Consider the following 24,981-nt stretch of genomic DNA (forward strand, 5'->3'; position numbering starts at 1 on the left):
GACGTGTGAGATTTCCTGACAGGTTGACGCAATCTTATCGGTTTTCAACCGGGCTTGCCGTGGTTAGAGTAAAGCCCATCACTCATTCATCACGCTCTGGAGCGACCCATGACCCAGTCCCAATACCGCGCCGGCCCCGATGCCAACGGCCTGTTCGGCTCGTTCGGCGGCCGCTACGTGGCCGAAACCCTGATGCCGCTGGTGCTGGACCTGGCCCGCGAATACGAAGCGGCCAAGGCCGACCCCAAGTTCCTCGAAGAACTGGCCTACTTCCAGCGCGACTACATCGGCCGCCCCAACCCGCTGTACTTCGCCGAGCGCCTGACCGAGCACTGCGGCGGCGCGAAGATCTTCTTCAAGCGTGAAGAACTGAACCACACCGGCGCGCACAAGGTGAACAACTGCATCGGCCAGGTGCTGCTGGCCAAGCGCATGGGCAAGAAGCGCCTGATCGCCGAAACCGGCGCGGGCATGCACGGCGTGGCCACCGCTACCGTCGCCGCGCGCTTCGGCCTGCCCTGCGTGATCTACATGGGTGCCACCGACATCGAGCGCCAGCAGGCCAACGTGTTCCGCATGAAGTTGCTGGGCGCCGAGATCGTTCCGGTCACCGCCGGTACCGGCACGCTCAAGGACGCCATGAACGAGGCCCTGCGCGACTGGGTCACCAACGTCGACGACACCTTCTACCTGATCGGCACCGTGGCCGGCCCGCACCCGTACCCGGCGATGGTCCGCGACTTCCAGTCGATCATCGGCAAGGAAACCCGCGCCCAGTTGCACGAGAAGGAAGGGCGCCTGCCCGACAGCCTGATCGCCTGCGTCGGCGGCGGCTCCAACGCCATGGGCCTGTTCCACGACTTCCTCGAAGACGAAAGCGTCAAGATCATCGGCGTAGAGGCCGGCGGCCACGGTGTGCACACCGACAAGCACGCAGCCAGCCTCAATGGCGGCGTACCCGGCGTGCTGCACGGCAACCGCACCTACCTGCTGCAGGACGACGACGGCCAGATCACCGACGCCCACTCGATTTCCGCCGGCCTCGACTACCCAGGCATCGGCCCGGAACATGCTTACCTGCATGAAGTGAAGCGCGTGGAATACGTCAGCATCACCGACGACGAAGCCCTCGACGCGTTCCACGCCACCTGCCGCCTGGAAGGCATCATCCCGGCCCTGGAAAGCTCGCACGCGCTCGCCGAGGCGATCAAGCGCGCGCCGAACCTGCCCAAGGACCACCTGATGGTCATCTGCCTGTCCGGCCGTGGCGACAAAGACATGCAAACCGTGATGAACCACATGGCCGCCCAGGAGAAACAGGCATGAGCCGTCTTGAACAACGCTTCGCCGAACTCAAAGCCGAAGGCCGCGCCGCGCTGGTCACCTTCGTCACCGCTGGCGACCCTGGCTACGATGCTTCGCTGCAGATCCTCAAGGGCCTGCCGGCCGCTGGCGCCGATGTGATCGAACTGGGCATGCCGTTCACCGACCCGATGGCCGACGGCGTGGCCATCCAGCTGGCTACCCTGCGTGCCCTGGAAGCCGGCCAGACCCTGGCCAAGACCCTGCAGATGGTCCGCGAATTCCGTGTGGATAACCAGACCACGCCGATCGTGCTGATGGGCTACTACAACCCGATCCACCGCTTCGGTGTGGAAAAGTTCGTCGCCGAAGCCAAGGAAGCGGGTGTCGATGGCCTGATCATCGTCGACCTGCCGCCAGAGCACGACGCCGAGCTCGCCACCCCAGCCCAGGCCGCAGGCATCGACTTCATCCGCCTGACCACCCCGACCACCGACGATGCGCGCCTGCCGCGTGTGCTGGAGCGCAGCTCCGGGTTCGTCTACTACGTATCGGTGGCCGGTGTGACCGGTGCGGGTTCTGCGACTACTGAGCACGTGACCGAGGCCATTGCCCGTCTGCGACGGCATACCGAGCTGCCGATCAGCGTTGGTTTCGGCATTCGTACGCCGGAGCAGGCTGCGGCAATTGCGCGCTTGGCTGATGGCGTAGTGGTGGGTTCGGCACTGGTCGACAAGATCGCTCAGGCCAAGGATGCCGACCAGGCTGTCAGCGATGTATTGGGCTTGTGCTCGGCGCTGGCTGAGGGTGTGCGCGGCGCACGACGCTGATCCGCGTTGCCTTTTTCGCGGGGCAAGCCCGCTCCCACAGGTTCACCGCTGCACCTGAGCAGTGCAGCCATCCTGTGGGAGCGGCGGTCCGGCGATCCGGCTTGCCCCGCGAAAGGGCCCGTTCAGCCACCGAAAATCGACAGCTTCAACGGCCTAATAGCCCCCATCCAGATCGCATGATCGCGGTGATCCGCCAGTTCATCCCCCGTCTCCGGGTGCAAAAACACCACCAGCCCCTTGCGATACAACGCCAACCACGGCAACACCACCCCTACCACCTCCGGCCCGAACGCCAACTGGCAGCTCCAGTCCGGGTGCGGCCCAACCGGTTTCTGGTGCATGCGTCCCATGGTCACGGGAAACAGCCGCGTCGCTTCCTCGCACAATTCCCGCGCCTGTTCCATGGTCGATGCGTCGTAGTAAATGTGGGCGTGGTAACCCTTGATCCTCTGCACGATGTCTCCTGATTGCGGTCCAACCATCACCCACCTGCAAAGGGAGCGATGCGGTGAAAAATGCCGAAACCCCAGTGTTCAAGCTGGTGCTGTTCGGGGCTGAAAGCAGCCTGGGCAGTGCTCTGATTGCCGAAATGTTGTCGCGCCAGCACGAAGTCACGGCCGTGGTTGACGACCTCAACCGTCACGCCCCGCGCCCGGGCCTGCATTTCAAGATAGGCGGGTTGGGCGATGCCGACCAGGCGGAGCAGGGCGCGGCAGGTGGCTCGGCGGTGGTTGCGCTGTTGTCAGGTGAGCTGGCCGGACAAGGGCGGATGGCCGAGGCGCTGGTGGCTGGGTTGTCTCGCACGACTATACGCCGCGTGTTGCTGGTGGGCGATTTCGATGTGCTTGATGCGCCGGGCAAGCACACCGACGAGGAGCGTGAGAGCGTGGACCGGGTAGTGGATGTGCTGCAGCGCAGTGCGTTGCACTGGACGGTGATCAATGCCCCAGCTGCCTTGGCAGATCTTGAGAGAGTCGCAGCAGGGATGGCCGATATGCTGGCGCTGGATCTGCATCGCGGCGAGCATCTGAACTTCGTATCTTAGGGCCCTTTCGCGGGGCAAGCCCGCTCCCACAGGTTTCACCGCAGAGCTTAAATTCAGCGGGGTATCTGTGGGAGCGGGCTTGCCCCGCGAAAGGGCCCTCAAACACTGCGTTCATTTTCCAGCCAATCCACAAACCGCTCGATCAACGCCCCACGCCGCTTGCGCGGCGGCAGCACCACATAATATCCCCGCTTGGAACGCAAGCTGCCCTCCAGCGGCCGGCACAGCAACCCTTGCTCGACCAAACCATCGACCAGATGCCCCCAGCCGATCGCCACCCCTTGCCCGGCAATCGCCGCCTGGATCAGCAAGGTGTAGTTATCGAAGCGCAACTGCCCAGGCGGCGGTGCACTGGCCACGCCAAACCCACGAAACACGCCCGCCCAATCGAACCATCCGCTGGCCTGCTCGCCGCGCAAATGGAGCAACGGTAATCGTTGCAAAGCCACGGCTGACAAGGGTTTGCCATGAATCAGCCGTGGGCTGCAAACCGGGAACACCTCTTCATCGAACAGCCAGCGGCTTTCACCTTGGTGGAACCGCCCATCACCAAACAGCACCGCCACATCGATATCCGGCCGCAGCATGCCCTGGCTGCGCTCACCGGTCACCAGGCTTACATCCACTTGTGGATAAGCCTCGTGAAAGCGCTGCAGCCGTGGCATCAGCCAGAACGACGCAAAGGCAAAGTCGGTGGCCACCTGCAGCACCTCGCGCTGGCCGCGACCACTCGCTTGGGCAATACCGTCGTCCATGGCCTGCAGGCCTTGGTGCACCTGCTCGAACAGCATCTGGCCCGCATCGGTCAACGCAATGCCACGGTAGATGCGGTCGAACAACCGGGTACCCAGTTGCGCCTCCAGCCTTTTGACCTGCTGGCTCACCGCTGGCTGGGTGGTGCCCAGCTCCAGCGCCGCCGCCGTGAAGCCGCGCAGGCGAGCGGCGGCCTCGAACACGCGCAGGGCATCGAGCGACAGTTCGGCGAGGTGATCAAACATAAGCTTGACTAATCCCAGTCATTGCCCGCCATGGGCTTTACCCATGTTAGTCACAGTCGCATCTTGAAAGGCAAGCGGTTCGCATAACCTTCAACGATGGAAGCCAACCATGACGCGCCCCAACATCCTGTTCATCATGGCCGACCAGATGGCCGCGCCCTTGCTGCCAATCTACGGCCCTTCGCCCATTCAGATGCCGCACCTGAGCCGGCTTGCTGAACAAGCCGTGGTGTTCGACTCGGCCTACTGCAACAGCCCCCTGTGCGCGCCGTCGCGCTTCACCCTGGTCAGCGGCCAGTTGCCCAGCCGCATCGGCGCCTATGACAACGCCGCCGACTTCCCCGCCGATGTGCCGACCTACGCCCATTACCTGCGCCGCCTCGGTTACCGCACGGCGTTGTCGGGCAAGATGCACTTTTGCGGGCCGGACCAGTTGCACGGCTATGAAGAACGCCTGACCAGCGACATCTATCCCGCCGACTATGGTTGGGCGGTGAACTGGGATGCACCCGATGAGCGCCCGAGCTGGTACCACAACATGGCGTCCGTGCTGCAGGCCGGCCCCTGCGTGCGCACCAATCAGCTGGATTTCGATGAGGAAGTGGTGTTCAAGGCCCGCCAATACCTCTATGACCATGTGCGCGAAAATGATGGGCGGCCATTCTGCCTCACCATCTCGATGACCCACCCGCACGACCCGTACACCATCCCCAAACGCTACTGGGATCGTTACGAGGGTGTGGATATCCCCCTGCCGCGCGCTGAATTCAGCCAGCATGAACTGGACCCGCATTCGCAACGCCTGCTCAAAGTCTACGACCTGTGGAACAAGCCCCTGCCTGTGGACAAGATCCGCGACGCCCGGCGCGCCTACTTCGGCGCCTGCAGCTACATCGACGACAACATCGGCCAGTTGCTGCAAACCCTGGAAGACTGCAACCTGGCCGACGACACGCTGATCGTGTTTTCCGGCGACCACGGCGACATGCTGGGCGAGCGCGGGCTCTGGTACAAGATGCACTGGTTCGAGATGTCGGCGCGGGTGCCGCTGCTGGTCCACGCCCCCAAACGCTTCGCCGCAAGCCGGGTCAGCGCCTCGGTATCGACCTGCGACCTGCTGCCGACCCTGGTGGAGCTGGCCGGCGGCGCTGTGGATAACAGCCTGCACCTGGACGGCCGCTCGCTGCTTGGCCACCTGCAGGGGCAGGGCGGCCACGACGAAGTGATCGGCGAATACATGGCCGAAGGCACGGTCGGCCCACTGATGATGATCCGCCGTGGCGCCTACAAGTTCGTGTACAGCGAGGACGACCCCTGTCTACTCTATGACCTGAGCCGCGACCCGCACGAGCGGGAGAACCTCACCGGCAGCCCGGACCATCAGGCGCTGCTGCAGGCATTGCTCGATGAAGCCAGGCAGCGCTGGGATATCCCCAGCCTGCGCCAACACGTTTTGGCCAGCCAGCGGCGCCGCCGCCTGGTGGCCGAGGCCCTGGCCATCGGCAAACTGAAAAGCTGGGACCACCAACCGCTGGTGGACGCCAGCCAACAGTACATGCGTAACCACATCGATCTCGACGACCTCGAGCGCAAGGCACGTTATCCACAGCCCGCACCCATGGATTGAGAAGAGAGGCCGCCATGCACAAGTTCTCCCCCGCCGTGTTCGCCCTGGCCCTGAGCCTGGGCGCCGCCACGGCCCACGCCGAAGACGCGCAATGCAGCACCGTGAAGCTGGCCGACCCTGGCTGGAGCGATATCGCCAGCACCAACGCGGTCGCCCGCCTTCTCCTGGAGAGCCTGGGCTACCAGGTGAAGATCGACAGCCTGGCGGTGCCGATCATCTATGGGGGCCTCAAGGACGGTAAGGTCGATGCCTTCCTGGGCAACTGGATGCCGGCGCAGCAGGGCTTTCACGACAAATTCATCGCCAATGGCGATGTGCAGCAACTGTCGCGCAACCTGGAAGGCACCGAATTCACCCTCGCAGTGCCCGACTACGTGTGGAATGCCGGTGTGAAGGATTTCGCCGATCTGCAAAAGCATGCCGATCAGTTCGACAAAAAGCTGTACGGTATTGGCTCGGGGGCGCCCGCCAACTTGTCGCTGAAGGAAGTCATCGACAAGAATGAATTCAACCTCGGCCAGTGGAAGCTGGTCGAATCCAGCGAGCAGGCGATGCTGGCGCAAGTGGACCGCGCGGTGAAGAAAAACCAGTTCATCACCTTCTTGGGCTGGACACCGCACCCGATGAACGTGAAGCTGAAGATGCATTACCTGACGGGTGGCGAGAAGTGGTTTGGCAGCAAGGGCGAGGTCTATACCCTGACCCGCAAAGGTTATCCACAAGCCTGTCCGAACCCGGCCAGGTTGCTCAGCAATCTGAAATTCACCCTGGACATGGAAAACAGCATCATGGCCGAGGTTGTGGATAAGAAGATCAGTTTTGATGAGGCGGCCAGGGCTTGGGTGAAGACGCATCCCGAGCTGTTGGAAGGCTGGCTGGCAGGAGTGACTACCAAAGAAGGCGGTGATGCTGTTCAGGCTCTAAACACCAAATTGTGAGATCTGTGGGAGCGGGCTTGCCCCGCGAAGCAGTCACCGCAGTGCATGGCACCGGCTTCGCCGGTGTTCGCGGGGCAAGCCGGATCGCCGGACCGCCGCTCCCACAGGGTATTGCACACTGACAAGGATTCTGAATAAACCATGCACCGCCTCATCCACCTGCTGCCCTTCCTCACCTGGCTGCCTCGCCAATCGGGCCGCAGCCTGCGTCAGGACCTGCTGGTAGGCTTGAGCGGTGCCATTCTCGCCCTGCCACAATCCATCGCCTACGCCCTGATCGCCGGCCTGCCCGCCGAATTCGGCCTGTACGCGGCCATCGTGCCGGTCTTGATTGCGTGTTTGTGGGGCTCATCCTGGCACCTGATCTGCGGCCCGACCGCTGCCATTTCCATCGTCCTGTACGCCAGCATCAGCCCGCTGGCCGTGGCTGGCAGCAGCGACTATGTGACGCTGGTACTGCTGCTGACCTTCCTCGCCGGCATCTTCCAACTGCTGCTCGGGCTGTTGCGCTTCGGTGCGCTGGTCAATTTCGTGTCCCATTCGGTGGTGCTCGGCTTCACCCTGGGCGCCGCCATCGTCATCGCTCTCGGCCAACTGCCCAACCTGCTCGGCATGGACTTGCCAAGCCAGGCAACGGCGTTGAGAACGGTGCAAGACCTGGCCAGCCACGCCGGTGAAGTTGACCTGCCATCCTTGATCCTGGGCCTGGCCACGGTACTGATCGGCGTCGTCGTCAAACTCTGGCGGCCGCGCTGGCCGAGCCTGTTGATAAGTCTTATCGCCGTCAGCCTGCTGGCCTGGCTGCTGCCGGGCTACTTTGGCCATGTACCGCGGGTGCCCTCGTTTACCGGTCAATTGCCGCCGCTCAGCCCGCTACCGCTGCTGGATGTGGAACTGATACTGCGTCTACTGCCCAGTGCCGTAGCGGTGGGCATGCTGGGCCTGGTCACCAGCCTGTCGATTGCTCGCTCGTTGTCGGCACGCTCGGAACAACTGATCGACGCCGACCAGGAGATCCGCGCCCAAGGTTTGTCGAACATGGTCGGCGCGTTCTTCTCGGGTTATTTGTCGTCTGGCTCTTTCACCCGCTCGGGCCTGAGCTACGACGCCGGTGCTCGCTCGCCCATGGCCGGGGTGTTCTCGGCGCTGTGGGTGGCGCTGTTCGCCGTCACGGGCGCCAGCCTGATCGCGCACCTGCCGATTCCGGCCATGGCCGGCAGCATCCTGCTGATCTGTTGGGGATTGGTGGACCACCGGGGAATACGCGCGTTGTTTAGGGTCAGCCGCGCGGAATTTCTGGTCATGGCCCTGACCGCCGCCGCCACCTTGCTGTTAGAGCTGCAGACGGCGATCTACGCGGGCGTGCTGGCTTCGCTGTTCTTCTACCTCAAGCGCACCTCACGGCCTCGGGTGCAGCAGAGCCGCGAAGGGCAGGCCGATGTGCTGCGGGTGGGTGGGTCGATCTTCTTTGGTGCGGCGCATTATCTGCAGGTGCGGCTGCAACGCTGCCAGGGGCCGGACGTGGTGATCGACGCGCGGCAGGTGAATTTCATCGATTACTCGGGGGTGGATATGTTGCACCGCGAGGCGCGGCGGTTGCAGCGGGGCGGGGGGAGTTTGACGTTGCAGCGGGCCAGGCCGCAGGTGATCGAGGAGTTGCAGAAGCTGGAAGGGGCCGAGGTGTGCCCGATTCGATTTGTGGAGTGATTGGGGCCGCTTTGCGGCCCATCGCGGATGAATCCGCTCCTACGGGTGTTGCGCTGAACCTGTAGGAGCGGATTCATCCGCGATGGGCTGCAAAGCAGCCCCAATACCTCAGCCGCGAGCCAGTTGCCGGCGCAACTCAGCCAACACCGGCGCCGTATCCGGCCGCACGCCACGCCAGATAAAGAACGCCTCGGCCGCCTGCTCAGCCAGCATCCCCAACCCATCCAACATCTTGGCCGCGCCCAACTGGCTGGCCCACTGGCAGAACGGCGTCGCCTCCTTGCCATACATCATGTCGTAACACACCGTCCGCCCCGCCTCGACCAGGCTGTCGGCAATCGGCGGCAGCTCACCGGAGAGGCTCGCCGAGGTGGCGTTGATGATCACATCCACCGGCTCCTGCAGCCAGGCGAACCCACTGGCCACCACCGGCCCCAGCTCATCGAACTCGCGCGCCAACTGTTCGGCTTTTTCCACTGTGCGGTTGGCAATCACCAGCGACTGCGGGTTGTGGGCCAAAATCGGCTCCAATACCCCGCGCACCGCACCACCGGCGCCCAGAATCAGGATACGTTTGCCTGCCAACTCGACCCCGGCATTCACCGTCAGATCACGCACCAGGCCAGCGCCGTCGGTGTTGTCACCGCGCAGCGTGCCATCGGCCAGTTTGCTCAAGGTGTTCACCGCGCCGGCTCGCTGGGCGCGAGGGGTGAGGCTGTCGCACAGGCGGTAGGCCTCTTCCTTGAACGGCACGGTGACGTTGGCGCCACTGCCTTGCTTGAAGAAGCCACGGGCGCAATCGCTGAACTCGTCCAGCGGTGCCAGCAAGGTGGCGTATTCCAGGTCTTCGCCGGTCTGCTCGGCAAACAGCCGGTGAATCAACGGCGACTTGCTGTGGCCGATGGGGTTGCCAAATACGACGTACTGGTCCATGGGGGCTCCTCGGTTATCCACAGGCTTACTGGGCGAGCCAGTCGCGGTCTTGCAGGTAATACTCGGTCAGGCGGGCTTCTTCACTGCCTGGCGCGGCCTTCCAATCGTAACCCCAGCGCACCTGCGGCGGCAGCGACATGAGGATCGATTCGGTACGGCCACCGGATTGCAGGCCGAACAGGGTGCCACGGTCGTAGACCAGGTTGAATTCCACGTAGCGGCCACGGCGGTATTCCTGGAACTCGCGCTGCTCGGCGGTATAGGGCGTGGCCTTGCGGCGCTGGACGATCGGCAGGTAAGCGTCGACGAAGGCATCGCCGATGGCGCGGATGAAGGCGAAGCAGGTGTCGAAGTCCCACTCGTTCAAGTCATCGAAGAACAGCCCGCCGATACCGCGCGGCTCGCCACGGTGCTTGATGTGGAAATAGCGGTCGCACCAGGCCTTGTAGCGTGGGTACACGTCGGCGCCGAACGGCGCGCAGGCCTGCTCGGCCACGCGATGCCAGTGGATGCAGTCTTCTTCGTTGCCGTAGTACGGCGTCAGGTCGAAGCCGCCACCGAACCACCACACCGCTTCTTCACCCTCTTTTTCGGCGATGAAAAAGCGCACATTGGCGTGGGACGTCGGCACATGCGGGTTGTGCGGATGGATCACCAGCGACACGCCCAGGGCCTCGAAGCCACGGCCCGCCAGCTCTGGGCGGTGGGCACTGGCCGACGGCGGCAGGCCGGCGCCGAACACATGGGAAAAGTTGACCCCGCCTTTCTCGATCACCTTGCCCTCACCGATCACCCGCGTGCGGCCCCCGCCACCGGCTTCGCGCACCCAGGCATCCTCGACGAAGCGGGCGCCGCCGTCCTCGGTTTCGAGGGCGGAGCAGATGCGGTCTTGCAGGTCGAGCAGGTAGGCTTTCACGGCCTCGGTGCGGCTAGTCATCGGGTCACCAGAAACGGGCAGGGAAGAATTCGCCGCGTAGCATATCACCGCCAGCGCGCGCGCCGCAGTTGACGGCGATCAAGCAAAGGCGTCCGATAGAAGGCCTTTTCCGATCCCGACAACAGGAGTGCGAGATGGCCAAGCGTATCCAGTTCAGCCAGCATGGCGGCCCCGAAGTGTTGCAGCTTGTGGAATTCGACCCGGCACCGCCCGGGCCGCAGCAAGTGCGCGTGCGCAACCATGCGATCGGCCTGAACTTCATCGACACCTATTTCCGCAACGGGCTGTATGCCCCGCCTGCGCTGCCTTCGGGCCTGGGCACCGAAGGTGCCGGCGTGGTCGAGGCGGTAGGTGAGGGCGTCAGCCGCCTGAAAGTGGGCGACCGCGTGGCCTACGGTGGCGGCCCGCTGGGCGCCTACAGCGAAGTGCACACGCTGCCCGAAGCCAATCTGGTCAAGCTGCCCGACAACATCAGTTTCGAGCAGGCGGCGGCGGTGATGCTCAAGGGTTTGACCGTGCAGTACCTGTTGAAGCAGACCTATGCCGTGCAGCCCGGCGACGTGATCCTGTTCCACGCGGCGGCCGGGGGCGTCGGTTCGCTGGCCTGCCAATGGGCCAAGGCGCTGGGTGCCAAGCTGATCGGTACCGTGAGCTCTGCCGAGAAAGCCGAGCGGGCCAAGGCGCTGGGGGCGTGGGCCACCATCGACTACAGCCGCGAAGATGTGGCCAAGCGGGTGCTGGAGCTGACCGATGGCAAGAAGTGCCCGGTGGTGTATGACGGCGTGGGTGCCGACACCTGGCTGACCTCGCTGGACTGCCTGCAGCCGCGCGGGTTGATGGTGAGCTTTGGTAATGCTTCCGGAGCGGTCAGCGGGGTGAACCTGGGGATTCTGTCGCAGAAGGGGTCGCTGTATGTGACCCGGCCGACCTTGGCGACCTATGCCAACAATGCCGAGAATACCCAGGCGATGGCGGATGACCTGTTTGCGGTGATCGCGAGCGGCAAGGTGGTTGTGGATATTCAGCAGCGGTATCCGCTGAGTGAGGCGGCGAAGGCGCAGGAAGAGTTGTCGGCGCGCAGGACCGTGGGGTCTACTGTCTTACTGCCGTGATCGCGGGGGCCGCTGTGCGGCCCTTTCGCGGGGCAAGCCCGCTCCCACAGAATATGCACTGCTTCGTAGGCCGATGATGTACCTGTGGGAGCGGGGTTGTCGGGTCGCCGCACCGCCCGCGAAGACGTCAGCCAGCAGATTTCTCGGCTTCCGGCGTTGACTCGATGCCATCGAGTATCGCTTCGACCAATCCCTCAGCCAGTTCAATCGCATGCAGGTTCGACCAGTACATGCCGCGACCTTCTTCGCTCAGGTAGTCGAGCGTCTTGTAGCCGGTTTCACAGGCGCTGCGTAGGTAGAGGGCGACATGCACCAAAGCATCGGCGGCGCAGATGTTGGGGTTTACGCTGAACAGGGCTTCATGGCCGGCGTCGCAGCGGCCGAAGGCTCGGGTGGAGGTGCAGGGAAGGGGTGGATCGGGCACTAGCTTCTTGGTCATGGAAAATGCTCCTCAAGGCCGCACCCAACCACTACCACGTGAATTGGGTGGCGACTGTACGCGAGGTGGTAGACCCGGGCATTTTCCAAACCAGGCAGGCTCGAAAGCCTCCCGCGCACAGCCGCCATAGACTGTCATGGAAAGAATGCATCCGGGCTACCACACCCGATCGCCAAGTTGTTCGGCGACGGTCTGAAGCCTAGAGACAGGACTTCCCAATGAGAAGGTGATGGTATTCGATGCGGGCTGTAGGAATTTTCCCAAACTGAAGGCTGGACAGCCATTTGGGTAAGAATTAGAAAAATTGCAGGCGAATCCGTCCACTGTGGGAGCGGGCTTGCCCCGCGAACCAGGGCAAAGCCCTGGCCATACACATTGGGTAACTGGACCGGCCTCTTCGCGGGGCAAGCCCGCTCCCACAAAGTGCGGGGCTTACACTTGGCAATTCAGCCAGGCCGCACAACCTCGCCCGTCACCAAATCCCGAATCACACTCGGATTCTTCCGCCCCCCCAGCGCCCCACCGAGCACCAGGTCCAGCTGGCCATGGAAATACTGCTCCACCCGCAACCGCGTCTTCGCAGCAGGCCGCCCGGCGGGGTTGCACGAGGTGGAAATCAACGGCCCCACCAGCGCACACAGCTCACGCACCTGGGGATGATCACTGACCCGCAGCGCCACGGTGTCGTGCTGCCCCGTCACCCACTCCGGCAACAAATCCTGATGCGGCACCAGCCAGGTGTTCGGGCCTGGCCAGGTGCTGCCCATGCGGTCGATCCAGTCTTCGGGGAAATCCTCGAACAGGAAGTCGAACTGGCGGATGTTGTCGGCGATCAGGATCAGGCCTTTATCCACAGGCCGGGATTTGAGCGCCAGCAGGCGATACACCGCGTCCTCGTTCCAGGGATCGCAGCCCAGGCCCCAGACCGCTTCCGTCGGGTAGGCGATTACTGCGCCCGCCCGGATCTCACGTGCGGCTTGTTGCACACGAAAACTGCTCACCATTTGTGTCTCTCCGCCTTTAAGCCATGCGCGCAGTTTACTTAGCCCACGCGGGCAAACCAACGGCCAGCTTCATTACTCACCCGGCCTTCGAGCTCCAGCTCGGTCAATTGCGCCAGCACCTGTGCCAACGGCTGCTCGCTGCACAGCGCCAGCGCCTCGCTGGTCTGTGGTGCAGCATGCAACAAAGCGAGCAATGGATGGCCGGGTATATCCACAGTAATCGGCGGTAGGTTCTGCCACCCCTGCAACGTTTCCAGGATCTGCTCCACGCTTTCCACCAGCAACGCTCCATCGCGGATCAGTTGATGACAGCCCTTGGCACCGGGGTGGTGGATGGAGCCGGGCAGGGCATACACCTCGCGGCCCTGTTCGGCCGCCAGGCGCGCTGTGATCAGTGACCCGCTGGCCAAACTCGCCTCGACCACCAGCACGCCCAGCGACAGCCCGCTGATAATGCGATTGCGTCGCGGAAAGTTGCCCGGCAGCGGCCCGGCATCCAGCGGGTACTCGGAAACCAGCGCGCTACCGCTGTCGATCATCGCGTTGGCCAAATCGCGATGGCGCTGTGGATAAAGTTTTTGCAGCCCCGTGCCGAGCACACCTATCGTGCGTCCTCCAGCCTGCAGCGCGCCCCGATGAGCGGCGCCGTCGATGCCCAGGGCCAAGCCGCTGGTGATGGTGAAACCGGCTTGCGACAGATATTGGGAAAACGCCCTGGCGTTGTCGATTGCCGTCGGTGAAGCACGCCTACTGCCCACAATGGCCAGTTGCGGTCGGTCGAGCAGGGCAGGGTCGCCCGCGACGAAAAGCAGCGGCGGCGCATCGTCGATTTCAGCCAGCAGCGCAGGGTAGCCAGGGCTGTCCCACATCAGTAAATGCTGGTCCGGTCGCTCTAGCCAGGCCATTGCAGCCATAGCCCCATCGCGCACTTCGGCGCTGCGTCGGGCGTCGATGGTTGCCTGCGTAAACCCCAATGCGCGCCACGCGCCAGCGGGTGCAGTGAGCGCTGAAGAGGCACTGCCGAACGCTTCAACCAACGTTTGAAACCGACGCAGCCCCGTGCTGGGAAGGCGATGCAGGCGAAGTCGCGCCTCAAGTTCAGCAGGGGAGCAAAGCGACGAATGGTGAATCGGCATGGTGATCATCCTTGATCGAAACAGGGCCATTTACGTGGCACAACCTGTGGATAACTGTGTGGGTAACACTTTGAAAAGCTGTCCATGAAATGAACGCTATCAATCCCATAGACACCCTAGACGACCTTCCCAGGTGCCGAAATCGCCGATTCCCTTTATTATGTGTGCTCAGTTTTCAACCGAACGCACAGTGACTGCCTGACCTTATGGCCATCTTGAACATTCTCGAATTCCCAGACCCGCGCCTGCGCACCATCGCCAAACCGGTGACGGAGTTCAACGACGCCCTGCGCCAGCTGATCGACGACATGTTTGAAACCATGTACGAAGCGCCCGGCATCGGCCTGGCCGCGACCCAGGTCAACGTGCACCTGCAGGTCGTGGTCATGGACCTGAGCGAAGACCGCAGCGAGCCGCGCGTCTTCATCAACCCGACCGTCGAAGAGCTGACCCACGACATGGGCCAGTACCAGGAAGGCTGCCTGTCGGTGCCGGGCTTCTACGAAAACGTCGACCGCCCGCTGCGGGTACGGGTCAAGGCCCAGGACCGCGACGGCAAACCCTACGAGCTGGAATGCGAAGGCCTGCTGGCGGTGTGCGTGCAGCACGAGTTCGATCACCTCAACGGCAAGCTGTTCGTCGACTACCTGTCGCAGCTCAAGCGCGACCGGATCAAGAAGAAGCTGGAAAAGCAGCACCGCCAGCAAGCCTGATCCCCACCTTCCAGAAGGCTTGCTCCGGCAAGCCTTTTTCTATTTTGAAGCGAGAACTCCATGCGCATCGTCTTTGCAGGCACTCCAGAGTTTGCCGCCGAACACCTCAAGGCCCTGCTCGACAGCCCTTACCAGATCGTGGCCGTCTACACCCAGCCCGACCGCCCGGCAGGTCGTGGCCAGAAGCTCATGCCGAGCGCAGTCAAAGCGCTCGCCGTGGCCCATGACATCCCGGTGTTGCAGCCGCCAACCCTGCGTAACGCTGATGCCCAGGCCGAACTCGCCGCGCTCATGCCGGACCTGATGGTGGTGGTCGCCTACGGCCTGATCCTGCCGCAAGCCGTGCTGGACATCCCGCGCCTGGGTTGCATCAACAGCCACGCCTCCCTGCTGCCGCGCTGGCGCGGCGCTGCGCCGATACAGCGCGCCGTGGAAGCCGGCGACGCCGAGAGCGGCGTAACCGTGATGCGCATGGAAGCGGGCCTGGACACTGGCCCGATGCTGCTCAAGGTGGTCACCCCGATCAGCGCCGAAGACACCGGTGGCAGCCTGCACGACCGCCTCGCCGAAATGGGCCCGCCGGCCGTGGTACAAGCCATCGCCGGCCTGGCCGACGGTTCGCTGCAAGGTGAAGTGCAGGACGATGCCCTGGCGACTTATGCACACAAGCTGAACAAGGACGAAGCGCGCATCGACTGGAGCCGCCCGGCTGTCGAGCTGGAGCGCCTGATCCGTGCATTCAACCCGTGGCCGGTGTGCCACAGCACGCTGGACGGCGAAAGCGTCAAGGTGCTGGCAGCCACGTTGTCCACAGGCCAGGGCGCCCCAGGCGAGATCCTCTCCGCCAGCAAGGACGGTCTGGTCGTCGCCTGCGGTGATCACGCCCTGAGCCTGACGCGCCTGCAGCTGCCGGGTGGCAAGGCTCTCAACTTCGCAGACCTGTTCAACAGCCGCCGCGAGAAGTTCGCCAGTGGCAAGGTGCTCGGCCAATGAACCCACGCCTCGCCGCCGCCCGCGCCTTGGCCGCTGTCCTCAGCGGCAAGGCATCGCTCAACAGCTCGCTGCCGGCACAACTGGACAAGGTCGATGAACGCGACCGTGGCCTGACTCAGGACCTGGCATTCGGCACCGCCCGCTGGCAGCCGCGCCTGGACTTGCTGGCCGCGCAATTGCTGCAGAAGCCGTTCAAGGCCGCCGATGCCGACGTACAGGCGCTGCTGCTGGTCGGCTTGTACCAGCTGTTCTACACGCGCATTCCCGCCCACGCCGCCATCGGCGAAACCGTTGGCTGCGCCGACAAGCTGAAGAAGCCGTGGGCCAAGGGCCTGCTCAACGCCGTGCTGCGCCGCGCCCAGCGTGAGGGCGAGGAACTGCTCGCCGGCATGGAACGCGACCCGGTGGTGCGTACCGCGCACCCGCGCTGGCTGCAGAAAGCACTCAAAGCCTTCTGGCCCGAGCAGTGGGAAGCCATCTGCGCCGCCAACAACGCCCACCCGCCGATGATCCTGCGGGTCAACCGCCGCCACCACAGCCGCGATGCCTATCTGGCACTGCTGGCCGAAGCCGGTGTCGGCGCCAGCGCCTGCCTGTTCAGCCGCGACGGCATCGTGCTGAACGAGGCCTGCGACGTGCGCAGCCTGCCGGGCTTCGCCGAAGGCTGGGTGAGCGTTCAGGACGAAGCCGCGCAGCTGTCGGCCGACCTGCTCGAACTGGCCCCCGGCCAGCGCGTGCTCGATGCCTGCTGCGCCCCGGGCGGCAAGACCTGCCACCTGCTCGAAGCCGAAGCTGGCCTGGCGCACCTGGTCGCCATCGACCTGGAAGCCAAGCGCCTTACCCGCGTTCGAGAAAACCTCGACCGCCTGCAACTGGACGCTGAGCTGATCGCCTGCGACGCCCGCGACACCGCCAGCTGGTGGGACGGCAAGCCGTTCCAGCGCATCCTGCTCGACGCCCCGTGTTCGGCCACCGGCGTGATCCGCCGCCACCCGGACATCAAGCTGACCCGCCAGGCCGACGACATTCCAGCGCTGGCCTTGCTGCAAGGCGAATTGCTCGATGCCCTGTGGCCGACGCTGGAAGTGGGCGGCATGCTGCTGTACGCCACCTGCTCCAGCTTGCCAACCGAGAACACCGAAGTGATCGAAGCCTTCCTCGCCCGCACTCCGGGCGCCCGTGAGCTGGACCTGGCGACCGAAGCCGGCGTGCGCCAGCCCCATGGCCGCCAGCTGCTGGCCCAGGAAGGCGGCCACGACGGGTTCTACTATGCCAAGCTGATCAAGATCGCCGCCTCGCGCGGATAAGTAAAAAGGTTAGGGAGTAGCGGATGAAGATCATCATCCTCGGCGCAGGGCAGGTGGGCGGCACGCTGGCGGAACACCTGGCGAGCGAAGCCAACGACATTACCGTGGTCGACACCGACGGCGACCGCCTGCGCGACCTCGGCGACCGCCTGGACATCCGCACCGTGCAGGGCCGTGGCTCGCTGCCGACGGTGCTGCGCCAGGCCGGCGCCGACGACGCCGACATGCTGGTGGCGGTGACCAACAGCGACGAAACCAACATGGTCGCCTGCCAGGTCGCCTACACGCTGTTCCACACCCCGACCAAGATCGCTCGGGTGCGCGAGTCTGCGTACCTCACCCGCGAAGAGCTGTTCGACAACGACCATATCCCCGTGGACGTGCTGATCAGCCCCGAGCAGGTGGTGACCAACTACATCAAGCGCCTGATCGAACACCCAGGTTCGCTGCAGGTGATCGACTTCGCCGAAGGCAAGGCGCAGCTGGTGGCGGTCAAGGCGTACTACGGCGGCCCGCTGGTGGGCCAGCAACTGCGCCAGATCCGTGCGCACATGCCCAACGTCGACACCCGCGTGGCGGCAATCTTCCGTCGCGACCGGCCCATCACCCCACGCGGTGACACGGTGATCGAGGCCGATGACGAAGTGTTCTTCATCGCCGCCAAGAAAGACATCCGCGCCGTGATGGGTGAACTGCGGCGCATCGACGAGACCAACAAGCGCGTGGTCATCGCCGGTGGCGGGCAGATCGGCGAACGCCTGGCCGAGGCCATCGAAAGCCGCTACCAGGTGAAGATCATCGAGATGAGCCCGGCCCGCTGCCGGCACCTGTCCGACACCCTGGAAAGCACCGTGGTGCTGCAGGGCAGCGCGTCAGACAAGGACCTGATGCTCGAAGAGAACATCGCCGACGCCGACATCTTCCTGGCCCTGACCAACGATGACGAGGCCAATATCATGTCCTCGCTGCTGGCCAAGCGCCTGGGCGCGCGCAAGGTGATGACCATCATCAACAACCCGGCCTACGTCGACCTGGTGCAGGGCGGCGAGATCGACATCGCCATCAGCCCACAGCTGGCCACCATCGGCACACTGCTGGCGCACGTACGCCGTGGCGATATCGTCAGCGTGCACTCCCTGCGCCGTGGCGCGGCCGAGGCCATCGAGGCGGTGGCGCACGGCGATGCGAAGTCGAGCAAAGTGGTTGGCAAGGCCATCGAAGACATCGCCCTGCCACCGGGCACCACCATCGGCGCGATCATCCGCGACGAAGAGGTGCTGATTGCCCATGACGACACGGTGATCGAGTCGGGTGACCATGTGATTCTGTTCGTTGTGGATAAAAAGCATATTCGGGACGTGGAGAAGCTGTTCCACGTTGGCTTGAGTTTCTTCTAGGAGAAGAGGGCATGCGCGAATCGCTGGAGAAGATGCTGGCCAAGGGTGTGGATAACCCATTGCTGAGGTTTGGCCTGGGCAAGGCCTGGCTGGATGAGGGCAATGGCGCTGAAGCGGCGGTGCACCTGGCGCGGTGCGTGGAGCAGGACCCGAAGTATTCGGCGGCGTGGAAGCTGTTGGGCAAGGCGTATCAGCTGCAAGGTGACCTCGCAGCGGCGCGCAAGGCCTGGGAGGACGGGATCGTCGCGGCCCAGGCACATGGCGACAAGCAGGCCGAGAAAGAGATGACCGTGTTCCTCAAGAAGCTCAACAAAACCTCAAGCTGACGCGGTTACTACCTGGCTCATTTCTGACAGCAGGCACAATCCTTGTGGGAGCGGGCTTGCCCGCGAACACCGGCAAAGCCGGTGCCATACTCTGCGGTGCCTTCTTCGCGGGCAAGCCCGCTCCCACAATGTCCCTGCTAAAGCAGGTAGATTTGTATTCAGCCTTCTGGAAGAACCTCAAAGGCTCAATACCAGCGCGGCTCGCCGGCCGGGCGCTTCTTGAAGCGCTTCATGCTCCACATATACTGGCTCGGGTACTCGCGCACATAACGCTCGACCACCTTGCTCATGGCCGCCGCCGACTCAGTCACATCGGTGCTGTACATCGCCTCTGGCGCCGCTTCCAGAATCACTCTGAAGCCCGAGCCATCCGGCAGCCGCAGCGCATGCAGGAACACCCCCACCGCTTTGCCACCGGCCAGCATGTTCGGCACGAACTTGCTGGTCAGCGCCTGGGTGCCAAGAAACGGCACGAACACCCCCGCCGACTCAGCCGGCTCCGGGTCGGCCGGAATGCCTACCTGGCCACCGCGGCGCACTTCCTTGATCACGCTGAGAATGCCTTCCTTGGTCGAAGGCGCCACGCGGTTGCCCATCTGCACCCGCTGCTCGCGCAGCAGGTCATCCACCGCCTTCAGTTTCGGCGGGCGGTAGAAGATGATCGGTTTGCACTGGTTGCAGTAGAAGTGGTTGAGCACTTCCCAGTTACCCAGGTGGCTGGTGATGCCGACCACGCCCTTGCCCGAGGCCAGGGCCTGCTCCAGCACTTCAAGGCCGTGCACTTCCTTGACCAGATCGAGCGAGCGCTGTGGCGGCCAGATCCATGCACAGGCGCTCTCGACGAAGGACTTGCCGATGTCCCGAAGGGCTTGGCCAACCAATTGCTCGCGGGCAACCGGGTCCATCTCCGGGAAACACTTGGCCAGGTTGATGCGCACGACATTGCGCGACCCATTGGGGATTTTCCACATCAGCCAGCCGATGCCCGCACCGACGCGCTGCACCGCGCCCCAGGGCAGCTTGGCAAACAGACGCAGCACCCCGACCATCAGGGCGCCCTTGAACTTTTCCACAGGCGAATTCCTTATTTCAGCAAGGCGCGCATTGTAACCCCTCAGCGCAGCAAGGCGGCGTAGCGATCGCAATCGGTGGTGTGGTCCATGACCATGCCGGTGGCCTGCATGAAGGCGTAGCAGATGGTCGGGCCGACGAAGGTGAAGCCGGCTTTCTGCAGCGCCTTGCTCATGGCCTTGGCTTCGTCGGTGACCGCCGGCACATCGCCACGGGCCTTGAAGTGGTTGATCTTCGGCGCGCCGCCGACGAACGACCAGAGCCACTCGGCCGGGTTGTCCACAGCCAGCCAGGCCTTGGCATTACGCCGCACGGCGTTGAGCTTGAGGCGGTTGCGGATGATGCCGGCATCGAGCATCAATTCTTCGATGCGCTCGTCGCTCATCTGCGCCAGCTTGACCGGGTCGAAGCCCTCCAGCACCTCGCGATAACGCTCGCGCTTACGCAAAACGGTGATCCATGACAGCCCGGCCTGGAACCCTTCGAGCAAAAGCATCTCGAACAGCAACGCCGGATCGCGCTGCGGTGTTCCCCATTCCTGGTCATGGTAGGCCTGATACAACGGATCGTCGGTACACCAAAAGCAGCGTGGCATAAGGCTCCAATGAGTAGAGGGCGAGGCGAATCAGGTTATACTCCCGCTCTTTACATCCGCATCCCCAGATACAGGTGAATTTCGTGAGCCAGCCTACGCCAGCCGTGCGTACCTTCCAAGACCTGATCCTCGCCCTGCAGAACTACTGGGCAGCTCAAGGTTGTGTGGTGCTTCAGCCCTACGATATGGAAGTAGGCGCCGGCACTTTCCATACCGCCACGTTCCTACGCGCCGTCGGCCCAGAAACCTGGAACGCCGCCTACGTGCAGCCCAGCCGTCGCCCTGCCGACGGGCGGTATGGCGAAAACCCCAACCGCCTGCAGCACTACTACCAGTTCCAGGTCGTGCTCAAGCCCAACCCTGCCAACTTCCAGGAGCTGTACCTCGGCTCGCTGAAAGCCATCGGCCTGGATCCGCTGGTCCACGACATCCGCTTCGTCGAAGACAACTGGGAGTCGCCGACCCTGGGCGCCTGGGGCCTGGGCTGGGAAATCTGGCTCAACGGCATGGAAGTCACCCAGTTCACTTACTTCCAGCAAGTGGGCGGCATCGAGTGCTACCCGGTCACCGGTGAAATCACCTACGGCCTGGAGCGCCTGGCCATGTACATCCAGGGTGTCGACTCGGTGTACGACCTGGTCTGGGCCGACGGCCCGTTCGGCAAGGTCACCTACGGCGACGTGTTCCACCAGAACGAAGTGGAGCAGTCGACCTACAACTTCGAGCATGCCAACGTCGAAAAACTGTTCGAGCTGTTCGACTTCTACGAAAGCGAAGCCAACCGCCTGATCAAGCTGGAGCTGCCGCTGCCGACCTACGAAATGGTGCTGAAGGCCTCGCATACCTTCAACCTGCTCGACGCCCGCCGCGCCATCTCGGTGACCGAGCGCCAGCGTTACATCCTGCGCGTGCGTACCCTGGCCCGGGACGTGGCGCAAAGCTATCTGCAAGCCCGCGCACGCCTGGGCTTCCCGATGGCCACCCCTGAACTGCGTGACGAAGTGTTGGCGAAGCTGGAGGCTGCACAATGAGTGCTCAAGATTTCCTGGTAGAACTGGGCACCGAAGAGCTGCCACCCAAGGCCCTGTCGGCCCTCGGCGACGCCTTCCTGGCCGGCATCGAGAAAGGCCTGCAGGCCGCTGGCCTGAACTACACCGGCAAGCAGGTGTACGCAGCACCGCGCCGCCTGGCCGTGCTGATCCGCCAACTGGACGTGCAGCAGCCTGACCGCAGCATCAACATCGACGGCCCGCCCCTGCAGGCGGCCTTCAAGGACGGCGAGCCGACCCAGGCTGCTCTGGGCTTCGCCAAGAAGTGCGGCGTGGAGCTATCGGAAATCGACCAGAGCGGCGCCAAGCTGCGCTTCTCCCAGCACATTCCGGGCAAGGCCACCGCCAGCCTGCTGCCGACCATCGTCGAAGATTCGCTCAACGACCTGCCGATCCCCAAGCGCATGCGCTGGGCGGCCAGCCGTGAAGAGTTCGTGCGCCCGACCCAGTGGCTGGTGATGCTGCTGGGCGACCAGGTCGTCGATTGCACCATCCTGTCCCAGCAGGCCGGCCGTGAATCCCGTGGCCACCGCTTCCACCACCCGGAAAACGTGGTGATCACCACGCCGGCCAACTACGTCGAAGACTTGCGCAAAGCCTATGTGCTGGCCGACTTCGCCGAGCGCCGCGAACTGATCGCCAAGCGCACTGCGGAACTGGCCATGCAGCAGGAAGGCAGCGCCATCGTGCCGCCGGCGCTGCTGGATGAGGTGACTGCGCTGGTCGAGTGGCCGGTGCCGCTGGTGTGCTCGTTCGAGGAGCGTTTCCTCGACGTGCCGCAAGAAGCCCTGATCACCACCATGCAGGACAACCAGAAGTACTTCTGCCTGCTGGACAGCGAAGGCAAGCTGCTGCCGCGCTTCATCACCGTGGCCAACGTCGAAAGCCGTGACCCACAGCAGATCGTCCAGGGTAACGAGAAGGTCGTGCGCCCGCGCCTGACCGACGCCGAGTTCTTCTTCAAGCAGGACAAGAAGCAGCCGCTGGAAACCTTCAACGAGCGCCTCAAGAACGTGGTGTTCCAGGCTCAGCTGGGTACTGTCTACGACAAGGCCGAGCGCGTTTCCAAGCTGGCCGCGTTCATCGCCCCGCTGATCGGCGGCGACGCCCAGCGCGCTGCTCGTGCCGGCCTGCTGTCGAAATGCGACCTGGCCACCGAGATGGTCGGCGAATTCCCTGAGATGCAGGGCGTTGCCGGTTACTACTACGCGCTCAACGATGGCGAGCCGCAAGACGTCGCCCTGGCCCTGAACGAGCAGTACATGCCGCGCGGTGCTGGCGCCGAGCTGCCGCAGACCCTCACCGGTGCTGCCGTGGCCATCGCCGACAAGCTCGACACCCTGGTGGGCATCTTCGGCATCGGCATGTTGCCTACTGGCAGCAAAGACCCGTACGCCCTGCGCCGTGCCGCCCTGGGCGTGCTGCGCATCCTGATCGAGAAGCAGCTGGACCTGGACCTGACCGGTGCGGTCGATTTCGCGGTCAAGCAGTTCGGCGCCAAGGTCAAGGCCGCAGGTCTGGCCGATCAGGTGCTTGAGTTCGTCTTCGATCGCCTGCGTGCACGCTACGAAGACGAAGGCATCGACGTCGCCACCTACCTGTCGGTACGTGCCCTGAAGCCGGGTTCCGCCCTGGACTTCGACCAGCGCGTGCAGGCCGTGCAGGCCTTCCGCAAACTGCCGGAAGCCGAAGCCCTGGCCGCGGTGAACAAGCGCGTATCGAACCTGCTGAGCAAGGCCGAAGGCGCCATCGCCGAGCAGGTCGAGCCGAAGTACTTCGACAACGCCAACGAGTTCTCCCTGTACTCGGCCATCCAGCAGGCCGACCAGGCCGTGCAGCCGATGGCAGCTGCTCGCCAGTACAGCGAATCGCTGGCGCGCCTGGCGGCCCTGCGTGACCCGGTCGATGCCTTCTTCGAAGCGGTGATGGTCAACGCCGAAGACGCCAAGGTGCGTGCCAACCGTTATGCCCTGCTCAGCCGCCTGCGCGGTCTGTTCCTGGGCGTGGCCGACATTTCGCTGCTGGGGTAAGCCTTGAAACTGCTGATTCTCGATCGTGACGGGGTGATCAACCAAGACTCCGACGCCTACATCAAGTCGCTGGAGGAGTGGATCCCGATCCCCGGCTCGATCGAGGCCATCGCGCAGTTGAGCAAGGCGGGCTGGACGGTGGCCGTGGCCACCAACCAGTCCGGTATTGCCCGTGGCTACTATTCGCTGGCAACCCTCGACGCCATGCATGCGCGCCTGCGCACGCTGGTGGCCGAGCAGGGCGGCGAAGTGGGCCATATCGTGTATTGCCCGCATGGGCCGGACGAGGGTTGCGAATGCCGCAAGCCCAAGCCCGGCATGCTGCGGGCAATCGCCGAGCATTACCAGGCCGACCTGTGCGGCGTATGGTTCGTCGGCGACAGCAAAGGTGACCTGGAGGCCGCCCTGGCCGTCGGTGCACAACCCGTGTTGGTGAAAACCGGCAAGGGTGAGCGAACCGTGGAAAAGGGCGTCGCGGAAACTACACTGATTTTCGACGATCTGGCAGCTATCGCCAGAGAACTAATTTAAACGATGCGCCTACGGGCGCATTTTTCTCAGGCGGGCACGCCCCGCAACGGTACATGCCACTATGTCGATCCTGCAGGCGATCAGAATCTTTCTTTTTTACCTGCTGCTGGGCACCAGTTCGCTGCTGTGGTGCTCGCTGAGCTTTTTTATCGCGCCCTTCTTGTCGTTCCCCAAGCGTTACAAATTCATCAACGTGTACTGGTGCCGTTGTGCGTTGTTTTTGAGCCGCACGATCCTTGGCATCGATTACAAGATCACTGGCGCTGAGCATGTGCCGAGTGAGCCCTGTGTGATCCTGTCCAACCACCAGAGCACCTGGGAAACCTTCTTCCTGTCCCAGTACTTCTCGCCCCTGAGCCAGGTGCTCAAGCGCGAGCTGCTGTACGTGCCGTTTTTCGGTTGGGCCATGGCCATGCTGCGACCGATCGCGATCAACCGCGACAACCCCAAGGAAGCCCTGCGTCAGGTGGCCAGCAAGGGTGATGAACTGCTCAAGCAGAAGACCTGGGTGTTGATTTTCCCGGAAGGCACCCGGGTGCCTTTCGGTACCGTGGGCAAATTCTCCCGCGGCGGTACTGCCTTGGCGGTGAATGCCGGGTTGCCGGTGCTGCCGATCGCGCACAATGCCGGCAAGTTCTGGCCGAAGGCGGGATGGGGTAAACGCGCGGGTACCATCGAGGTGGTGATCGGTGAGCCGATGTACGCCAACGGTACTGGCCCACGCGCCATTGCCGAGCTCAACGACCGCGCTGCGGCCTGGAACGAGGCTACTCAGCGGGCAATGGGTTCTCTGCCACCGGTAGACGAAAAACCTGAGGAAAAGATTGCCTGACGATCTGTGGATAACTTGTTAGCAATTTTTCCGCCAACTGCTACTGATGATCGCTAAGTGTTTGAATTAGCTATTTATTTCAACACATGACATTTTTCTGAAAAACGTGCATAAGTTTTTTCAGGGCAT

At 63.5% G+C, this 24,981-nt stretch carries 25 protein-coding genes; 16 read left to right on the forward strand and 9 right to left on the reverse strand.

Annotated features, from left to right (window positions below):
• The first annotated feature begins 108 nt into the window (after window positions 1–108).
• Window positions 109–1,326 (forward strand): tryptophan synthase subunit beta, encoded by a 1,218-nt coding sequence (gene trpB, locus ACIPZF_RS20935; protein WP_400802699.1) that lies wholly within the window; start codon window positions 109–111, stop codon window positions 1,324–1,326.
• On the forward strand, window positions 1,323–2,132 hold the full coding sequence (gene trpA / locus ACIPZF_RS20940; RefSeq protein WP_400802700.1) for a tryptophan synthase subunit alpha: 810 nt from the start codon (window positions 1,323–1,325) through the stop codon (window positions 2,130–2,132). Before trpB ends, trpA begins: the two co-directional genes overlap by 4 nt.
• A gap of 122 nt (window positions 2,133–2,254) precedes the next feature.
• Here the strand turns inward: trpA and ACIPZF_RS20945 are convergent, their stop codons facing one another.
• Window positions 2,255–2,587, reverse strand: a complete 333-nt coding sequence (locus tag ACIPZF_RS20945) for a DOPA 4,5-dioxygenase family protein (RefSeq protein WP_400802703.1) — start codon at window positions 2,585–2,587, stop codon at window positions 2,255–2,257.
• Between the two features lie 53 nt (window positions 2,588–2,640).
• Between ACIPZF_RS20945 and ACIPZF_RS20950 the strand changes: the two genes are divergently transcribed.
• Window positions 2,641–3,177: an NAD(P)-dependent oxidoreductase gene (locus tag ACIPZF_RS20950; RefSeq protein WP_400802705.1), complete on the forward strand. Its 537-nt coding sequence runs from the start codon at window positions 2,641–2,643 to the stop codon at window positions 3,175–3,177.
• Window positions 3,178–3,275: 98 nt separating this feature from the next.
• Here ACIPZF_RS20950 and ACIPZF_RS20955 read toward each other — a convergent pair whose 3' ends face one another.
• Entirely contained in the window at window positions 3,276–4,175 is a 900-nt protein-coding gene (locus tag ACIPZF_RS20955) for a choline sulfate utilization transcriptional regulator (protein ID WP_400802707.1), read from the reverse strand.
• Between the two features lie 109 nt (window positions 4,176–4,284).
• Between ACIPZF_RS20955 and betC the strand changes: the two genes are divergently transcribed.
• The 3 genes from betC (at window position 4,285) to ACIPZF_RS20970 (ending at window position 8,447) form a co-directional block, all read left to right on the forward strand.
• The gene (gene betC, locus ACIPZF_RS20960; protein WP_400802709.1) at window positions 4,285–5,802 is read left to right on the forward strand and encodes a choline-sulfatase; all 1,518 of its coding nucleotides are present in this window, start codon (window positions 4,285–4,287) and stop codon (window positions 5,800–5,802) included.
• A 14-nt stretch (window positions 5,803–5,816) separates the two neighbouring features.
• On the forward strand, window positions 5,817–6,740 hold the full coding sequence (choX, locus tag ACIPZF_RS20965) for a choline ABC transporter substrate-binding protein (protein WP_400802711.1): 924 nt from the start codon (window positions 5,817–5,819) through the stop codon (window positions 6,738–6,740).
• Between the two features lie 141 nt (window positions 6,741–6,881).
• Window positions 6,882–8,447 carry a SulP family inorganic anion transporter gene (locus ACIPZF_RS20970; protein WP_400802713.1) on the forward strand — a complete coding sequence of 522 codons (1,566 nt, stop codon included), beginning with the start codon at window positions 6,882–6,884 and terminating at the stop codon, window positions 8,445–8,447.
• 108 nt (window positions 8,448–8,555) lie between these two features.
• Here the strand turns inward: ACIPZF_RS20970 and aroE are convergent, their stop codons facing one another.
• Window positions 8,556–9,380 (reverse strand): shikimate dehydrogenase, encoded by an 825-nt coding sequence (gene aroE, locus ACIPZF_RS20975; RefSeq protein WP_400802716.1) that lies wholly within the window; start codon window positions 9,378–9,380, stop codon window positions 8,556–8,558.
• A 25-nt stretch (window positions 9,381–9,405) separates the two neighbouring features.
• On the reverse strand, window positions 9,406–10,317 hold the full coding sequence (hemF, locus tag ACIPZF_RS20980) for an oxygen-dependent coproporphyrinogen oxidase (RefSeq protein ID WP_400802718.1): 912 nt from the start codon (window positions 10,315–10,317) through the stop codon (window positions 9,406–9,408).
• A gap of 134 nt (window positions 10,318–10,451) precedes the next feature.
• On the opposite strand from hemF, the gene ACIPZF_RS20985 reads away from it, so the two are divergent.
• Window positions 10,452–11,429, forward strand: coding sequence for an NADPH:quinone reductase (locus ACIPZF_RS20985; RefSeq protein ID WP_400802719.1), 978 nt, complete (start codon window positions 10,452–10,454; stop codon window positions 11,427–11,429).
• 127 nt (window positions 11,430–11,556) lie between these two features.
• Here the strand turns inward: ACIPZF_RS20985 and ACIPZF_RS20990 are convergent, their stop codons facing one another.
• From ACIPZF_RS20990 to dprA, 3 genes are all read right to left on the reverse strand, one after another.
• Window positions 11,557–11,868: a hypothetical protein gene (locus ACIPZF_RS20990; RefSeq protein WP_400802727.1), complete on the reverse strand. Its 312-nt coding sequence runs from the start codon at window positions 11,866–11,868 to the stop codon at window positions 11,557–11,559.
• Window positions 11,869–12,314: 446 nt separating this feature from the next.
• Window positions 12,315–12,872, reverse strand: coding sequence for an L-threonylcarbamoyladenylate synthase (locus tag ACIPZF_RS20995; protein ID WP_400802729.1), 558 nt, complete (start codon window positions 12,870–12,872; stop codon window positions 12,315–12,317).
• A gap of 38 nt (window positions 12,873–12,910) precedes the next feature.
• Window positions 12,911–14,008: a DNA-processing protein DprA gene (gene dprA / locus ACIPZF_RS21000; protein ID WP_400802732.1), complete on the reverse strand. Its 1,098-nt coding sequence runs from the start codon at window positions 14,006–14,008 to the stop codon at window positions 12,911–12,913.
• A 206-nt stretch (window positions 14,009–14,214) separates the two neighbouring features.
• Between dprA and def the strand changes: the two genes are divergently transcribed.
• Genes def through ACIPZF_RS21025 form a run of 5 tightly spaced genes read left to right on the forward strand, consistent with a single transcriptional unit; the run spans window position 14,215 to window position 18,744 of the window.
• A complete protein-coding gene (gene def / locus ACIPZF_RS21005) occupies window positions 14,215–14,721 on the forward strand; it encodes a peptide deformylase (protein WP_400802735.1) in 507 nt (168 codons plus the stop codon).
• Between the two features lie 60 nt (window positions 14,722–14,781).
• The gene (gene fmt, locus ACIPZF_RS21010; protein ID WP_400802738.1) at window positions 14,782–15,714 is read left to right on the forward strand and encodes a methionyl-tRNA formyltransferase; all 933 of its coding nucleotides are present in this window, start codon (window positions 14,782–14,784) and stop codon (window positions 15,712–15,714) included.
• Window positions 15,711–17,021: a 16S rRNA (cytosine(967)-C(5))-methyltransferase RsmB gene (rsmB, locus tag ACIPZF_RS21015; RefSeq protein ID WP_400802739.1), complete on the forward strand. Its 1,311-nt coding sequence runs from the start codon at window positions 15,711–15,713 to the stop codon at window positions 17,019–17,021. Before fmt ends, rsmB begins: the two co-directional genes overlap by 4 nt.
• A gap of 23 nt (window positions 17,022–17,044) precedes the next feature.
• Complete coding sequence (gene trkA, locus ACIPZF_RS21020; RefSeq protein WP_400802741.1) at window positions 17,045–18,418, forward strand: Trk system potassium transporter TrkA; 1,374 nt, start codon at window positions 17,045–17,047, stop codon at window positions 18,416–18,418.
• Between the two features lie 11 nt (window positions 18,419–18,429).
• Window positions 18,430–18,744 (forward strand): tetratricopeptide repeat protein, encoded by a 315-nt coding sequence (locus ACIPZF_RS21025; RefSeq protein ID WP_306580554.1) that lies wholly within the window; start codon window positions 18,430–18,432, stop codon window positions 18,742–18,744.
• Window positions 18,745–18,929: 185 nt separating this feature from the next.
• On the opposite strand, the gene ACIPZF_RS21030 is transcribed toward ACIPZF_RS21025, so the two are convergent.
• Both ACIPZF_RS21030 and ACIPZF_RS21035 read right to left on the reverse strand, forming a co-directional pair.
• Window positions 18,930–19,817, reverse strand: a complete 888-nt coding sequence (locus ACIPZF_RS21030) for a lysophospholipid acyltransferase (protein WP_400802744.1) — start codon at window positions 19,815–19,817, stop codon at window positions 18,930–18,932.
• Between the two features lie 41 nt (window positions 19,818–19,858).
• On the reverse strand, window positions 19,859–20,410 hold the full coding sequence (locus ACIPZF_RS21035; RefSeq protein WP_400802747.1) for a DNA-3-methyladenine glycosylase I: 552 nt from the start codon (window positions 20,408–20,410) through the stop codon (window positions 19,859–19,861).
• An 83-nt stretch (window positions 20,411–20,493) separates the two neighbouring features.
• On the opposite strand from ACIPZF_RS21035, the gene glyQ reads away from it, so the two are divergent.
• The 4 genes from glyQ to ACIPZF_RS21055 all read left to right on the forward strand — a co-directional run bounded on the left by glyQ (window position 20,494) and on the right by ACIPZF_RS21055 (window position 24,852).
• Window positions 20,494–21,441: a glycine--tRNA ligase subunit alpha gene (glyQ, locus tag ACIPZF_RS21040; RefSeq protein WP_027592054.1), complete on the forward strand. Its 948-nt coding sequence runs from the start codon at window positions 20,494–20,496 to the stop codon at window positions 21,439–21,441.
• Window positions 21,438–23,489, forward strand: coding sequence for a glycine--tRNA ligase subunit beta (gene glyS, locus ACIPZF_RS21045; RefSeq protein WP_400802748.1), 2,052 nt, complete (start codon window positions 21,438–21,440; stop codon window positions 23,487–23,489). Before glyQ ends, glyS begins: the two co-directional genes overlap by 4 nt.
• Before the next feature lie 3 nt (window positions 23,490–23,492).
• Complete coding sequence (gmhB, locus tag ACIPZF_RS21050; RefSeq protein WP_400802751.1) at window positions 23,493–24,020, forward strand: D-glycero-beta-D-manno-heptose 1,7-bisphosphate 7-phosphatase; 528 nt, start codon at window positions 23,493–23,495, stop codon at window positions 24,018–24,020.
• Between the two features lie 61 nt (window positions 24,021–24,081).
• Window positions 24,082–24,852 (forward strand): lysophospholipid acyltransferase family protein, encoded by a 771-nt coding sequence (locus ACIPZF_RS21055; protein WP_400802753.1) that lies wholly within the window; start codon window positions 24,082–24,084, stop codon window positions 24,850–24,852.
• Window positions 24,853–24,981 lie beyond the last annotated feature (129 nt).

The organism is Pseudomonas sp. NPDC089752, from assembly GCF_044748725.1.
Classification (GTDB): domain Bacteria; phylum Pseudomonadota; class Gammaproteobacteria; order Pseudomonadales; family Pseudomonadaceae; genus Aquipseudomonas.